The following is a 14,605-nucleotide window of genomic DNA, read 5'->3' as shown; positions in this document are numbered from 1 at the left end:
TTTTGATTCGCCGAATTAGATAGTTTGAAGTTGATTGGCTGTTGATATTTTTCCTTGAGACGAACACTCAGGGGCGGCTGATCGGAAAGGAATGATAATGATAGAAGTAATTATTGCCGCGGCTATTGGAGCTGGCGCGGGTGCTGCTGGTCTTGTTGGATATCAGAGAACTCGCCAAATTAACGGTAAAAATCAGATTGAGCGAGATCTGGCAGATGCGAAAACCAAGGCGAGCGATATCGTCCTTAAGGCTAAGGACGAGGCGCTTAAGATTGAAAATGAACGTCGCAAGGAATGGCAAAAGACCGAAAATCGTTTGGCGGATCGCGAGAAGACTCTGGATAATAAGCTGGAAGAGCTTGATCGACGAGCAGAAAAATTGCGCGCGCATGAGGATGAAGTCGATAATCTTAAAAATGAAATTCGCGACATCCGCTCCAGGCAGCAGGAAAAATTGGAAAAAATCGCTGGATTGAAGAAAAAAGATGCTGCCGATAAGTTAATGCAGATGACTGAGCGCGATATTAAGCAAGACTTGGCCGGTTTGGTGTCGAAACTACAACATGATGCAATGGATGACGCTGAAGAACGGGCGCAAATGATCCTCGTGACCGCAATGGAACGAATGAGTAGTGAAGTTACTGCTGAGCGTACGGTGACTGCGGTCAAGCTGACCGATGATGAGATGAAGGGTCGAATTATTGGTAAGGAGGGGCGTAATATTCAAGCGCTCCAGCGCGAAACTGGCGTCGATATTTTAGTTGACGATACGCCTGGTATGATTATTTTGTCGAGTTTTGATCCTGTTCGCCGACAAGTGGCTCGACTGAGTCTTGAAATGCTAATGAAGGATGGTCGTATTCATCCTGCACGCATTGAAGAAGTGGTCGCTAAGGCTAAGAAACAGATCGAGAAAGAAGTTCGCCAGGCTGGTGAAGATGCTATGCGCGAAACTGGCGTGGTTGGGATTCCGAAGGAGATGCTGCTGCTTCTTGGTGAATTGAAGTTTCGTACCAGCTTCGGTCAGAACGTCCTGAAGCATTCGACTGAGATGGCGCAAATTGCGGGGATGATTGCTGAGGAAATTGGTGCGGATGTGCGCATTACGAAAATTGCTACACTTCTTCATGATGTCGGCAAGGCGGTGTCGCATAAAATCGAGGGCAAACATCATCATATTGGAGCGGAATTGGCTCGTAAATATGGTATGGACGAGAGAATTGTTCACGCAATCGAAGCGCACCACGATGATATCGAAGCGACAACCCCAGAGGCAATTATTGTTCGAGTTTGCGACGCGGCTTCGGCTGCGCGTCCAGGTGCGCGTAATGTTTCTGCTGAAAACTTTGCAGAGCGAATGCGCGATTTGGAAAATGTCGCTACGAGCTTTGAGGGAATTGATAAAGCCTATGCAATTTCTGCCGGTCGTGAGGTTCGCGTGATTGTAAAACCTCAGACAATTGATGATTTGTCGGCGATTAAATTGGCGCGAGATATTGCGACGAAAATTGAGTCGACAATGCAATATCCTGGCACGATTAAAGTTAACGTGATTCGCGAAACGCGAGCAATTGAGTTTGCTAAATAATGAAATTTACAGATGAAGAGCGACGGGCTTGGCTGGCAAGTCTGGACAGACGTTTTTCCAGCGCGGCGGTGTTGATTGAAAATGAGCAGGGCGAACTATTGATCGTCAAAGCTGGCTATAAAGACCATTGGTCGCTGCCTGGTGGCATTGTTGACGCTGGAGAATCCCCGCTGGAAGCGGCGGTGCGCGAGGTGAAAGAAGAGGTCGACATTCAAGTCGATCCTAAGGATCTGAAGCTTGCCATGGTTGCTTCGCGTCATTCTGATGAATTTTTGACACATCAATTTGTGTTTTTTACGAAGTTAGAAAACGATGTTTTTTCTGAGATAAAATTGCAGGAATCGGAAATTGTGGCTAGCAAATTTATTGCCAAAAATGATGTAGATTTTGAAGATATGTCGCTGCTCTGGGCAATCAGATTTTGGGCAATTGATAAATTCGGTTATGTAAATACGAAAATTATTGATAATGATGGCGTGAAAAAAGAAGTTGTAGATTTTTTTGCGCCGATGATTGGAGGGGAATAATGGGAATATTAGTTATTAGTCGGCACGGTGAGAGTGAGTGGAATCTGCTCGGTAAGTGGACTGGCTGGACGGATATTAATTTGACGGAAAAGGGTCATAATGACACAGTGCGATTGGGTGCTTTATTGAAAGGCTTGTCATTTAATGAAGCTTACACTTCATCATTAAAACGTACACAACAAACTTTGGCTGCGCTACTCGAAGGGTGCGGAGTCGAGAATCTACCAACAACGCATGCAACTGAGTTAAATGAGCGCGATTACGGCGATTTAACAGGAAAGAATAAATGGGAAGTTAAAGCGGAAATTGGCGAAGAGGCTTTTAATGGTATTCGACGCGGTTGGGATTATCCAGTGCCGGGCGGCGAAACTTTGAAAGATGTTTATGCGCGGGTTGTTCCATATTTTGAGCAAGAGATTTTGCCGAAATTGCAGAATGGTGAGAATATTCTATTGGTGGCTCACGGCAATTCTATCCGGGCTTTAATTAAACACCTTGATCAAGTTCCAGAAACTGAGATGGCGAATGTAGAGATGCCATTTGGTCAATTACTGGTTTATACGTTCGAGCCCGGTCAATCTTTGCCAATCAGAAAAGAAGTATTGTCGGTTGAGATCGAAGCTGTGAATGCTTAAATAGTTGTATATATTTCGTATGCACTTAACGCCGATAAAAATTGTTGAAATCTAAGAGTGTCGTCGCCGCGATATGGCCACGTTGCATGGTTTAACCAGAAACCCATTAAGGTTAGGCAATGATCTAAATTTATTTCTTTGTAATAGTTTGAAATATTATGACCGCTTTTATGTAGGTCGATTAGTAGACTAGTGATGTCACTGCCGGGTTCTCCAGGTCCAGACCAACTCCAGTCTATCAACTTAGTGCCGCGTTTGGGGTGCCAAGCCATATTTGATTGTCGAATGTCATGATGACAAAAAACTAATTTTTTTATATCGCTATGTCGACCTCCAGCATTTAGTAAGGTGGGTAAGTCTGCCAATAATTTCTTAGCTATATTTTGGCTATGGGACGTTAATCTGTCTAAGAATCTTAATGACAACTCTCTCAATTTAGCTATTTTCTGCTCGTCTAACGAAGCCCACCCTTCTTTAATAAAACTATCGCGTGATGATTCTATATCAAAAGTATCAGGCGGCAATGGTATATTTTCCAATTCGTCAAATTTTTCCTTCGCTGATTTGACGTAAGCATCTAGCGTTTCGTTCTTTGCTCGCCATAGCCAACCTTCGTTGGACGTCATTGTCTCCATGATGAAAGTGTCATCGTCTCGCAGTATTGACCTGGATGGGATTCCGCTATATCCATGGCATCGCAGATAGGACATTGTTAACGCTTCTTTTCTCAAATATTGGCGCAGTCTATTTCGTTTTATGTCGCCATATTTAGTTGATGTTTGCTTAATAAATACCGAATGATCATTTTTTGTGGCGATAATTTTGTCGTATTGCATATGACCGCCGTTAATATTGCGATAATTTTCGGAAAACTCTGCTATCTTAATTAGCGACCGACAAGACAAATAATCAATAGCCCTGGTCACTATTTCATCATGTGATGCGTATAATTTAGGCAAATTATTGAGCGGTAGCCAGGCTGCGTCGATAGCGTCGTCTTGTCCTGACACCTCTGATAGTTCGTTGACTATGAATAAGTACGCACTGGTTTCGATCCATGATGTCTGACTGTTGCGTGGATCGTCAACAAACCCTTTGTATATTAATATTGGATCGTCACTAATTATCGTTCCAGTTTCTTCTTTTGTTTCGCAAATTGCTGCGGTAAAGGAGTCTTCTTCGGAATTGATGAATCCTCCAGGTAGTGCCCATTCACCGCTGGATCGTTTTATCAAAAGAATTTTTTGTGCGATTGTGTTGATTATTACACTATCTGCGGTGTAATTTGGACCGTCATACCATAATTTACGATTTATAGATATTGGCATTGTTTTTTTTCATACAGCAACTAGAGTATTATTCAGTGCATTTTCCGCCAAAGCTGCTTTTACGCGTTCACTATATTCTCTAATTTTATCACCTGGACCTGTATGTTTGCCAGGGGTGTCGCTCAATTTGACCGTAGGTACTCCATCGGCTTCTGTGGCTTTCATAACAAAGTTATTGGGTGTAATTCCAAGGTCGTTAGTCAAAGTTGTACCCCAGCCGAATGTTACATTTATTTTGTTCCTAAAGTAATCAGCTATACGAATAATTTCATCCACATCAAGTCCGTCACTAAAGACGATAGTTTTCTCTAAAGGATCAATTCCGTTATTTTTGTAAATTTCAATAGCCTTATTTCCAAATTCTATTGGGTCGCCAGAATCGTGTCGTAGTCCTTTCCACGAAGTCATTTGTTCGGGCGTAAAGTCAGCAAAGAAGAAGTCGGTTGTAAATGTATCAGTTAAGGCAATTGATAGCTCGTCGCCGTATGTGTTTTGCCAGTCTCTTAGTGCCTGATTGTGACCACTTAGTGGGTTGTTTCCGGCTTTATCTGCCAGTGCAGCGTAGACCATCGGCATTTCGTGCGCAAAAGTTCCAATTGGTTTTAATCCTAGTTTATGCGCCAAGTATATATTTGAAGTTCCGACAAAATTGCCAGGGAGTTCATTTGCAACTCGTTCAATTACATGCCTATGCCAATCATAGCTAAAACGTCGCCTTGTGCCGAAATCAGAAAATTTAATATCTGGGCGGCTTTTTAATAATTTGATCTTTTCGTCTAATCGGCGATCTCCTTCGGCATACACTTCTTCCAAAGAGTAACCTTCACGTGTGAGTTTGTTACGAAAATATATTTCATTTATCTCGCTCATGATAACGGTTTCCCAGAATGTAACTAGGGGCCATTTTCCCGTAGCCTCAACCGCTAGATCACCGCGCTTATCATGTCCGATCTTGACCGGAGGCAAGGGGTTACTTATTAGGAAATCAAGGTATTCTTGCGAAAATGTCGCTTTGCCATCTTGGTTTTGCAGTCCGGCTAAGTAGGCTATTTCATCAGGCCGCCATCCTTCAGCTAGCTCATTTAGTCTATCCTGTAATTCTACTGGGGATACAAATTCGGATAATAGATTAGGGGAGCGATTTTTCAATGTGAAAGTAACTTCTACTTCAGGATGTTTTAAGAACTCGTTCATCCCCATAGTTATTTTGTAATAATCTAATCCTTGTGATATTTTTGAGCCCTTCTCCATTTAAATTGTCTCCTGAATCATCTTCTTTGCTTCTTCGGTTGATATTGCTAATATTCCAGCCTCCTTCATTGCGGACAATGCTTCTTCTTCGGCTGTTGGAGTTAATCCTACAGCGCGGATGGCATCTATAAGTAGGTATGTAGTAACACGTCTGTCATCTTTGAAATGTTCGGCGATATCTCGGGCGGTAGATTTTACACAAAAATCTGTTGCTAATCCGCCGAGAAATACTTTAACTTTTTCATGGGGTGTTTTTGGCTCTATGATAGATTCTAGTGTTTCGCCCTTGTCGCTTCTACCTTCCCACCCAGAATATCCGTCTGTCTGGCCGGTGCCTTTATTGATGATGATGTCATCGGGCTGGATATTTAGGTCCTTGTGAAATTCAGCTCCTCTAGTGTTAGCTACGCAGTGAACTGGCCATTTGTCAAAATGTGGTGTTTTTTCGGGGTGCCAGTCTCGGGTGAATACAACCGTGCCGTCGTGTTTTCGTATCTCGTCGGCAATGGAGTTGACGGGTTCGATGATTTGCTCTGCTTCGGCAACAGCAAGACTTCCATCGATAAAATCATTCTGTGGGTCGACCCCGACAAATATATAGTTAGGCTTTTCCATAATGTTAAGATCCTCCTTACTTAATGTATAGCTTACACTTACTATCTAGTCTAATAGCCAGTTATTGTATTGTCAACACTAATTTATGAAAAATATAAATTTTCTAGATTTTTACAGGGAAGTTAGTCTAAACTACGATCTAAATTCTCGAGCTTGCTTGAATTGAACTCGTATAATTTTGCTGGACGATGTGCGCCGTCTCGCCACAACTCATTAGTTTCATGAATTAAGTTTAAGCTGAGGAATTTTTTTCGAAAATTACGCTTGTCAAATTCACGACCAAAAACTATCTCGTAAACTGTTTGCAGTTGCGTTAAGGTAAATCTTCGATCCAGAAAAGCAAATGCCGAATTGGTATATGTCATTTTGGCAATTAGGCGTTCTTTAGCGTATTTAATGATGTTGGCGTGGTCGTATGCTAGCTTTGGTATTTTATTTACATCAAAAAATGCTACCTCTAAATCTTCATTGTATGTAATATTGCGTCCACAACCCATGTAGGTTACAGATACTGCATGTCCTCGCGGATCACGATTAATCGTATCGAAAGTGTAAAGCTGTTCAATGTATCGTAGATCGTCTTTGATTTTTACGCCTGTCTTTTGGAAAACTACACGTTCGAGCGCATCTGTAGTTGTCTCTCCCTTGGCGTTATACCCTCCAGGTAGGGCCCATTCTCCTTTAAAAGGTTCATTCGGTCGTTTTAATAATAGCACTTCCAGGGTATTGTTGTTTACTTGAAAAATTACTGCATCCACGGTTAGTGTTGGAGGTATATACGGTTTTGTGTAATTCATACAATATATCTTATCCTGAAGTAGGCTACTTGCCAAGTTATTTTTATGCTTCACAAAGTATAGAAATTTGTTTGCAAATTTATTCTGTACTTATTTAGTGATATATGTTAAGATAGATCAGAGCGAATGATAGAAATATCTTCGGGGTGTGGCGCAGTTGGCTAGCGCGCGCGGTTTGGGACCGTGAGGTCGAAGGTTCGAGTCCTTTCACCCCGACCAATTGAAATCATTCAACGTATTAAAATAACTGGCGTTTAACCAGTTATTTTTTGTTTTCGTATAATCCAATAATCAAGTCGCCATCATGGAATTCTTGCTTTAATTGCCAGTAGGGCGGAACTTGTTTTTTATATTCGTCATATGTTTTTTCGCGAAGAATAAGCCAGATTCTTGGTGCTTTTACTAATTCTAAAGAACTAATTTCTGGAGTATTCAATTTTTTAATTAATCCCCATTCGCCAACCCAGCCTAGCTCTTCTTTCGGCTTCAGGAGTATAATTTCTTTATTTGTGCGGTTGTAATAGGAAGTGTGAAAATAAGTGTAGATCTCGCCAGAAATAATAGCATCACTACTCTGGATATTTTTATTTATATGATTCATGGCTGTGCTGGTATTATTCCAGGACGACTCTGCGATATTTTTACCGCCGATATGCCACATATAATGACCGATAAATAATGTCAGGACAATAGATATTCCAATAGACCACCATTTTTTATTAGAAAAAATAAGCCCGATGAATACTGCAATCAAGCCGTAAAACGCTGGCGCTGAATAAGTGAAGTATCGATCTAAATAAACTGGTCGACCCTGGCTGAGTATGTAAATAATAATCATTGGTAGTAGCGACCAGATTGTTAAAATCCAAATTGCTGCTTGGTATTTTGGGCATTTTTTGGCTAGGATGAATGAAATTACGATTATAATTGGCGGCAGCAGCAACCCAAAATAGCGGACAATTCTGTCGTCATAAGTTAAGAACATTGATAGTGTTGTTGGGATGGTAAATTTAGTGACTTCGGGGATCCAGAAGCCGCCACTTACTCGGCTTATTTGGGAAATCATAACTGGTAGCCAGGGAAGGAATAGTAAAAAGCATGTTCCTGCGGCAAGCCAAACGTTTTTGTCCTTAAATATATTTTTTATGGCAGTGCGATTTCTGCCAAGTTTCAGCCAAATATATGCGAAATGAGCGGGTAGCATTAATGCTAGAAAATATTGCGTATAAAGACCGAGTGCTACTAAAATTCCATATAGCGCCCACCAGAACTTCTTATTTTTGTGCTCGACCGCCACGACAAATGCGTATGTCATTGCTACAGCCAAAAGTGCCGCCAGCGCATACATTCGAGCTTCGTCGCTATAGCGAATTAAGAATGGTCCTAGCGCTGCTAAAAAACTTCCGAATACGGCAATTCTTTTAGAGAAAAGTTTTTGGAGTAGTAGAAACAATAGGGCAATCGTCATAACTCCGCACGTAACGCTAAATCCTCTGAGTGAGGCTACGGAATTGCCGAAAATCGATTGCCAAACGTGCATAATAACGTAATAAAGCGGCGGGTGAACATCTGTGGTTGTGATGGTGATAATTTCTCTGATTGGCTGCTGAATGATGGCCGCCGTATATCCTTCATCGTGCCAAACATCGGCTTTTGTTAAATAGGTAAGTCGAACGTTGATGGCTAAGATTAAGATTGGAATTAGCCAAATCCAACCGGGCATTTTATGAAGAAATGCATATAGCTTTTTAAGATATATACGGATTTTTTTCATGAATTATCTGGATAATTTTAACGCTACCTCTCTCGCTTTATTCGCTAAAGTATCGTCAATTTTTTCCAGCCCCGAATCTGCGCTTACGCCGCGTCGCTCTAGTGCTTCGCCAATAAGAAAATCTGCAATCTGCGGGTTTTTAGGTAGAATCGGACCGTGGAGATAGGTGGCAATGATGTTGTTATAGCGAACACCTTCATTTGCGTCGGTCATATTATTGCCGGCGCCTTTAATAACTTGCCCAAGAGGTTTGGCGGTCTTATCTAAGAAAGTTTGTCCGCTGTGATTTTCATAGCCAACAATATCGCCAAATTCCTGGCTTCTAATGACAATGTTGCCAATCATCCGCTCGTCGCCAGCAATTGTTTCAATTGGCAGAATGTTAGCGCCAACAATTTCCTCGCCCTTGAGTGTTCGGAAAAACCGACCAAATAATTGGTACATTCCGCAAATCATCAACATCGGCACGCCGTCTTTTGCTAATTGTCGCAGTTCATCAGCTCGCGCCAGAAGATCATTTTGAATAATCGTCTGCCCAGAATCTTGTCCGCCGCCGCCAACAAAAATATCAATTTTAGAAAAATCCGTTGAATCGCCTGGATTGTGATCGATGATTTCTACTTCAAAGCCGCGTCGCTCTAGGCGTTTTTTCAGGACTAGCGTGTTGCCCCAGTCGCCATAAAGATTCATATCTCGCGGATAAAGTTGCGCAATTGTTATTTTCATTATGATATTTCCTCCACGTCGGTTTTTTCGCTCAGCAGGCGACGAATTGCCGTCATGGCTGTGTAGCTACAAAAAATCTGTTTTGGCTCGTCGGGATTAGTATTAATGAAATCTTCCAAGGCCTTCGAAATATTGGTATCAATTTTTCCAATTGGAATGTCGTCATATTGAAGCCGTAAAGCCATATCGTAAGCGCGCGCGCCGCTGATCATTGCTACGTTTTTCAATAGTGAAAAATCGACGTCCCAGAACCAACTTACATCTCGTCCGTCGGCGTAATTGTCATTAACGGCGATCATCGTAGCACTATTATTTTTGGCGAACGACAGAAGTGCTAACCGAAAGCCACTTGGATTTTTCACTAAAATAAGCTCAATTGGCGTGCCATTCAGGTAAATCGTTTCGCCACGACCAAACGCTGGCTTTATGTTTTCCAGCGCAGATAAAATCGTATCGGTAATTTCCGGTCCCGCGATTTGTCGAGCCAGAGTAACCGCTGCCGCCGCATTGAGAAGATTGTAAACTCCAGTGAGTTGCAGATCTACGTCAATTTCTTTATTGTCAATTTGAAAAGTTGCCTGTTGAGCGTTAATCTTTTTCAATAAAACATCAGCCGCTACGCTTTGATTTGCGACTGCGGTTCCGTATTTTAGAGTGTCGTCCGTTGGCATCAATTGAAGTAATTCGCTAGTTGTGCCGAAGAAAACTTTTTTAGCCTGAATATGTTCGCTAATCTTAAAAATCCGTAGATCGTCGCGGTTGAGAACGACAGTGTCGCTGGTGGCTTCAGCTATTTTTTGAAGCAATGCGGCTGTATTGTCGATTTCTCCAAATCTGTCTAATTGATCGCGCATAACATTCAGAAGCAGGGAAAAGCGCGGGCGAACAATTTGTACGAATTTAACTGCCCAAGCCTCGTCCAGTTCCAGAACTGCAATGTCGGCGTCCAGCTTGCCGCGGATATTGACCTCATCAAGTAGCGCTGCTGCCACACCTCGGGAAAAATTGCTACCAGTACGATTGGTGAAGACTTTCAGTCCAACTGATTCCAGCAACTCTACGACGATTTTTGTCGTCGTCGTTTTCCCATTCGTTCCGCTGATAATCACCACGCCTTGCGGTAAATCTGCCAATGTTCTTTGAATAAATTTTGGGTCAATTTTTTCAATCACTAAACCCGGCAAGGCCGAACCGCCGCCGCGTAATTTAGCGACTTTCTTGACGCTTTTGCCAATAATAGTACTAATCATCTGTCTTGCCATATTGTCTATTATACTCTGCGGAGCCGATGTGCTACAATATCAATATGTTTTTGGTGGGGATCTTTCAGTGGTGGTACGGCAATGGCTTGTTGCAATATATCCGACAAAGTTTTCTGGGAGTTTTACGAACCGCGGATTTTTTCTCAGTTGGGCTACTTTTGAAAACCTTATTCAATCCGTTTCGCCAGATTTCAGCCGCTCCGGTTGGCGGCGACTTATCTGTGCAGCTATCTGCGTTTTTTGACAAGATGTTCTCGCGGGTAATTGGCGCGGTGGTGCGCTCTATGGTGATAATTATTGGGATATTGATGATATTGCTACGATTTTTGTGGATGATTGTAGGAATTATTATGTGGCTGGTGCTGCCGCTGATGCCGTTTATCGGAATTATTTTATGGCAATTGGGAGTTTCTGTATGGAAATAGAGCCGAGATTTAATTACGACAGTTTGCGGGCTCAGAAGGCGCGATTTTCTGTAAGGTTTGGCAATGCTTGGCATATCGTGGCGATAGCTGTTGGCATTATGATGGTGCTACTTGGTTTGTGGTCATTGATTGAACACGGGGCGATTGGCTGGCTATTATTTGGTCTGAGTGGTCCAATGATTATGGTGTCGATTTGGTGGGAAAAAGATCTTAAGACTGCGGAGATTAGTAAAAATCCTAAGACGATTGACGATGTGATGGCGGCGGACGTTTTGGGCAAATTGCCGCGCAGACCGACGCCGATTGATATTGCTGAGGCGATTACAGGCACGCGAGCTGGGCAATTTTTGGCAGTGCGGCTGGGTTTGACGCCGAATTTCTTGCGCAATATTTCCGTCGACGATCCGGATCGAACGGAGCAAATTTGGAAGGCGGCAATTGAAATTTGGCAGAGCACGGAAAGTCCGAAGATTACTAGCGCGGTTTTGGCGGCGGCGATAGTAAAGCAATTGCCACAGCACGATTCTTTGCTGGCAAATATGAAGATCGATTTTCATGACATCGAAGAGGCGATTCGGTGGTACGAGCGAATAAAGTCACTGATTGACCAATATAAAGAGAAGCCGCTAAATACTGGCGGAATTGCTAGGGATTGGTCTTTTGGCTATACGCCACTGTTGAGTCGATTTGCTCAGAATATTAGCGTCAGTGTATCTGGCGGCGCGTTTACAACTAAGTTGGCTGCGCACGAGGAGGCGCTGGGGCAGATGCTTAAAACGTTTAGTTCTGGCGGGCGGCAGAATATTACGCTGGTTGGGGCTGATGGTGCGGGAAAAAGTACTGTCGTGTCGGCGTTTGCGGAAATGCTGATTGACGGACATCGAGGCGTTCCTGGTTCGCTGATGTATCAGCAGGTTTTTATGTTGGACGCGTCGTCGTTGATTAGTGTGGCGTCGGGTCGCGGGGAATTGGAAAATCTAGTAACGATGATTTTGAACGAGGCTTTTCTGTCGAAAAACGTGATTTTATGTCTGGATAATGCGCAATTATTCTTCGAAGAAGGTGTTGGTTCGGTTGACCTAAGTAATGTGTTATTGCCAATTCTGGAGGCGGGTAGACTTAGGACGATTTTAACGATGGACGATCAGCGATTTTTGCAAATTTCTCAGACTAAGCCGCAGCTTGCTCATGCTTTGAATACAATTGCGATCCAACCGTCAAATGAACCTGAAACTATGAAAATTATGCGCGATCAATTGGTTTTATTTGAGGCGCAGCACAAAGTGACATATATGTATCAGGCGCTGGCGGAGGCATATCGTGTTGGTGATCGTTATGTTCAGGACTTAGTAATGCCAGGTAAGGCGTTGAAAATTTTGGAAGCGGCGGCAAGTTACGCGAGTGGTGGGCTAGTGACCGCGCAATCTGTGGATGACGCGATTGAAAAGACTCTTGGCATAAAAATTTCAGTAGCATCTTTGAGTGACGAAAAGGAGAAATTGTTAAACTTAGAGTCATTGATTCATCAGCGAATGATCAATCAAACGCGAGCCGTGACAGTTGTTTCTGACGCTATTCGCCGCGCGCGCACAGGTGTTAGAAATCAGAATCGACCGATTGGCGCATTCCTATTTCTTGGTCCGACTGGTGTTGGCAAAACAGAGCTTTCGAAAGCTTTGGCGGATGTTTATTTTGGCGGTGAAGGCAATATGATTCGCTTGGATTTGAACGAATTTGTCAGGCCGGATGACGTGGCTAGGTTAATTGCGGATGGCGCGCGAGATCCAGGGAGTTTGACTGCTCAAGTTCAGAAGCGACCGTTCTCTGTCGTGCTTTTGGATGAAATTGAAAAGGCTCATCCACAGGTCTTGACGACGCTTCTGCAGCTTTTGGACGAAGGAATACTTCGCGATGAAAATAACCGAGAAATTAGTTTTCGCGATACGATTGTAATTGCGACGTCAAATGCTGGCGCGGATAGAATTCGTGAATATATTGAGCGGGGTTATCAATTGGAGCAGTTCGAACAGACGTTTATCAACGAGTTGATTAATGCTAATTTATTCCGCCCAGAATTCTTGAATCGTTTTGATGAAATCGTTTTGTTCCGTCCGCTAGGAAAAGAGGAGTTGTTGCAGGTTGTTGATTTGATTTTGGCGGGAGTTAATAAGACCTTGGCGCCGCAAAAAATTCAAGTTGCGGTCGAGGAGGAAGGTAAGAAATTGTTGGTCGAGGCTGGCTATGATCCAAGATTGGGAGCTCGCCCGATGCGCCGCGTCGTCCAGCGAGCTGTCGAGAATACCGTCGCTAAGCAAATGCTAGCGGGAACTGTCGCGCCTGGCTCGACTACAATTATCACCGCTGATCAAATTCGCCAAATTTTAGGTTCACAATCTGCGCAAATGTCGTCGGGAATTCAGAATCCGCCATTGAATAGTTAGCTCAGCCGCTCGACTGGTGTTTTTATGGTGTAGTCATAAATAAAAAACCCGTCATAATGACGAGCCATTTTGGTACACCCGGCAAGATTCGAACTTGCGACCCCTTGGTTCGAAGCCAAGTACTCTAATCCGCTGAGCTACGGGTGCGTATGAAATTATTATATCATAGATGACGGTCGAGTAAAATGATATACTAGATGCATGGATGTCATGACTAATATATCACTGAAACAATACACAACTATGAAATTGGGAGGTGAGACTCGTTATATGGCGACGGCGGATTCTGCTAGTGATGTTGTGTCGCTATATCGTAATGCTCGAAAGGAAAATTTGCCGATTTTTGTGCTGGGTGGTGGCAGCAATGTGATTACGCACGACGAGGTTTTTGAAGGAATCGTACTGTTGAATAAGATCAAAGGTTTTGAGGTTATCTCTGAAACAGACGAAACAACTGATGTAAAAATTGGTGCGGGCGAAGTCTGGGACGAGGTTGTTGAGAAGGCTATTGAGCTTGGACTTCAAGGAGTTGAGGCTATGTCGGGAATTCCTGGAACGGCTGGAGCTGCGCCGGTCCAGAACGTTGGGGCGTACGGTCAAGAAATTGCTGACACGTTGATTAGTCTGGAAGCTTACGATTCAAAAACCGACACAATTGTAACTATTTCCGCTGACGAATGTGATTTTTCTTATCGAAATAGCATTTTTCGCGACAAGGAAAAAGGGCGATATTGCATCCTGAATATTACTTTGCGACTAAATAAAGCAGAGCCGAAACCGCCATACTACGCTTCTTTGCAGAAATATATTGATGAAAATGATATTCGTGAAGTTAACTTGTCGGTGATTCGCGTGGCGGTTCTTAATATTCGTTCGGAAAAATTGCCAGACCCGGCGGAATTGCCAAGTGCAGGTTCTTTCTTCAAAAATGCATTGGTTGAAAAGTGGAAATTGGAAGAATTGCAAAAAGAATATAGCGACATTCCAAATTATGCAATGTCTGACGGAAGATATAAAATCCCGACAGGTTGGCTGATAGATAAGGCTGGCTTAAGGGGTTATCGCAGTCACGGCATGCGGGTTTATGAGAAGAACGCGTTGGTGCTTGTGAATGATTCGGCAACGGGATATGATGACTTGGCAGCGATTCGTGAGGAAATTGTGCAAATTGTCTTTGATAAGTTCGGTATAAAAATCGAGCAAGAGCCGCTAGAACTTTCTCAACAATAAGCATAT

General features: G+C 43.1%; 13 protein-coding genes and 2 tRNA genes. 7 read left to right on the top strand and 8 right to left on the bottom strand.

Annotation, left to right across the window (positions count from 1 at the left end):
- Nucleotides 1-97 precede the first annotated feature (97 nt).
- The 3 genes from rny to LR957_RS02685 are packed head-to-tail and all read left to right on the top strand — an operon-like array spanning nt 98 to nt 2,750.
- The gene (gene rny / locus LR957_RS02695; protein WP_232272812.1) at nt 98-1,588 is read left to right on the top strand and encodes a ribonuclease Y; all 1,491 of its coding nucleotides are present in this window, start codon (nt 98-100) and stop codon (nt 1,586-1,588) included.
- A complete protein-coding gene (locus LR957_RS02690) occupies nt 1,588-2,115 on the top strand; it encodes an NUDIX domain-containing protein (protein ID WP_232272811.1) in 528 nt (175 codons plus the stop codon). The genes rny and LR957_RS02690 overlap by 1 nt, the downstream gene beginning before the upstream one ends.
- A complete protein-coding gene (locus LR957_RS02685; RefSeq protein WP_232272810.1) occupies nt 2,115-2,750 on the top strand; it encodes a 2,3-bisphosphoglycerate-dependent phosphoglycerate mutase in 636 nt (211 codons plus the stop codon). The genes LR957_RS02690 and LR957_RS02685 overlap by 1 nt, the downstream gene beginning before the upstream one ends.
- Here LR957_RS02685 and LR957_RS02680 read toward each other — a convergent pair.
- From LR957_RS02680 to LR957_RS02665, 4 genes are all read right to left on the bottom strand, one after another.
- Nucleotides 2,747-4,078 (bottom strand): NUDIX domain-containing protein, encoded by a 1,332-nt coding sequence (locus tag LR957_RS02680; RefSeq protein WP_232272809.1) that lies wholly within the window; start codon nt 4,076-4,078, stop codon nt 2,747-2,749. The two genes, LR957_RS02685 and LR957_RS02680, sit on opposite strands and share 4 nt — an antisense overlap.
- A 9-nt stretch (nt 4,079-4,087) precedes the next feature.
- Complete coding sequence (gene pncB, locus LR957_RS02675; protein ID WP_232272808.1) at nt 4,088-5,329, bottom strand: nicotinate phosphoribosyltransferase; 1,242 nt, start codon at nt 5,327-5,329, stop codon at nt 4,088-4,090.
- Nucleotides 5,330-5,944, bottom strand: a complete 615-nt coding sequence (locus LR957_RS02670) for an isochorismatase family protein (RefSeq protein WP_232272807.1) — start codon at nt 5,942-5,944, stop codon at nt 5,330-5,332.
- A 122-nt stretch (nt 5,945-6,066) separates the two neighbouring features.
- A complete protein-coding gene (locus LR957_RS02665) occupies nt 6,067-6,741 on the bottom strand; it encodes an NUDIX hydrolase (RefSeq protein ID WP_232272806.1) in 675 nt (224 codons plus the stop codon).
- 142 nt (nt 6,742-6,883) lie between these two features.
- Here LR957_RS02665 and LR957_RS02660 point away from each other — a divergent pair.
- A tRNA-Pro gene (locus tag LR957_RS02660) sits at nt 6,884-6,960 on the top strand.
- A gap of 43 nt (nt 6,961-7,003) precedes the next feature.
- On the opposite strand, the gene LR957_RS02655 is transcribed toward LR957_RS02660, so the two are convergent.
- From LR957_RS02655 to LR957_RS02645, 3 genes are read right to left on the bottom strand one after another with little or no spacing between them, the layout of a single operon-like run.
- The gene (locus LR957_RS02655; RefSeq protein WP_232272805.1) at nt 7,004-8,515 is read right to left on the bottom strand and encodes a glycosyltransferase family 39 protein; all 1,512 of its coding nucleotides are present in this window, start codon (nt 8,513-8,515) and stop codon (nt 7,004-7,006) included.
- A gap of 3 nt (nt 8,516-8,518) precedes the next feature.
- Entirely contained in the window at nt 8,519-9,241 is a 723-nt protein-coding gene (locus tag LR957_RS02650) for a type 1 glutamine amidotransferase (RefSeq protein WP_232272804.1), read from the bottom strand.
- Nucleotides 9,241-10,503: a Mur ligase family protein gene (locus LR957_RS02645; RefSeq protein WP_232272803.1), complete on the bottom strand. Its 1,263-nt coding sequence runs from the start codon at nt 10,501-10,503 to the stop codon at nt 9,241-9,243. Before LR957_RS02645 ends, LR957_RS02650 begins: the two co-directional genes overlap by 1 nt.
- 44 nt (nt 10,504-10,547) lie before the next feature.
- Between LR957_RS02645 and LR957_RS02640 the strand changes: the two genes are divergently transcribed.
- Both LR957_RS02640 and LR957_RS02635 read left to right on the top strand, forming a co-directional pair.
- Entirely contained in the window at nt 10,548-10,928 is a 381-nt protein-coding gene (locus LR957_RS02640) for a hypothetical protein (RefSeq protein WP_232272802.1), read from the top strand.
- Nucleotides 10,919-13,369 (top strand): AAA family ATPase, encoded by a 2,451-nt coding sequence (locus LR957_RS02635; protein ID WP_232272801.1) that lies wholly within the window; start codon nt 10,919-10,921, stop codon nt 13,367-13,369. Before LR957_RS02640 ends, LR957_RS02635 begins: the two co-directional genes overlap by 10 nt.
- A 70-nt stretch (nt 13,370-13,439) precedes the next feature.
- Here the strand turns inward: LR957_RS02635 and LR957_RS02630 are convergent.
- A tRNA-Arg gene (locus tag LR957_RS02630) sits at nt 13,440-13,516 on the bottom strand.
- Between the two features lie 54 nt (nt 13,517-13,570).
- On the opposite strand from LR957_RS02630, the gene murB reads away from it, so the two are divergent.
- Complete coding sequence (gene murB / locus LR957_RS02625) at nt 13,571-14,599, top strand: UDP-N-acetylmuramate dehydrogenase (RefSeq protein ID WP_232272800.1); 1,029 nt, start codon at nt 13,571-13,573, stop codon at nt 14,597-14,599.
- Nucleotides 14,600-14,605 lie beyond the last annotated feature (6 nt).

This window comes from Candidatus Nanosynbacter sp. HMT-352 (assembly GCF_021222645.1).
Classification (GTDB): Bacteria; Patescibacteriota; Saccharimonadia; order Saccharimonadales; family Saccharimonadaceae; genus Nanosynbacter.
The sequence above is the reverse complement of the archived record's forward strand: the minus strand, read 5'-3'. Positions and strand labels throughout refer to the sequence as shown.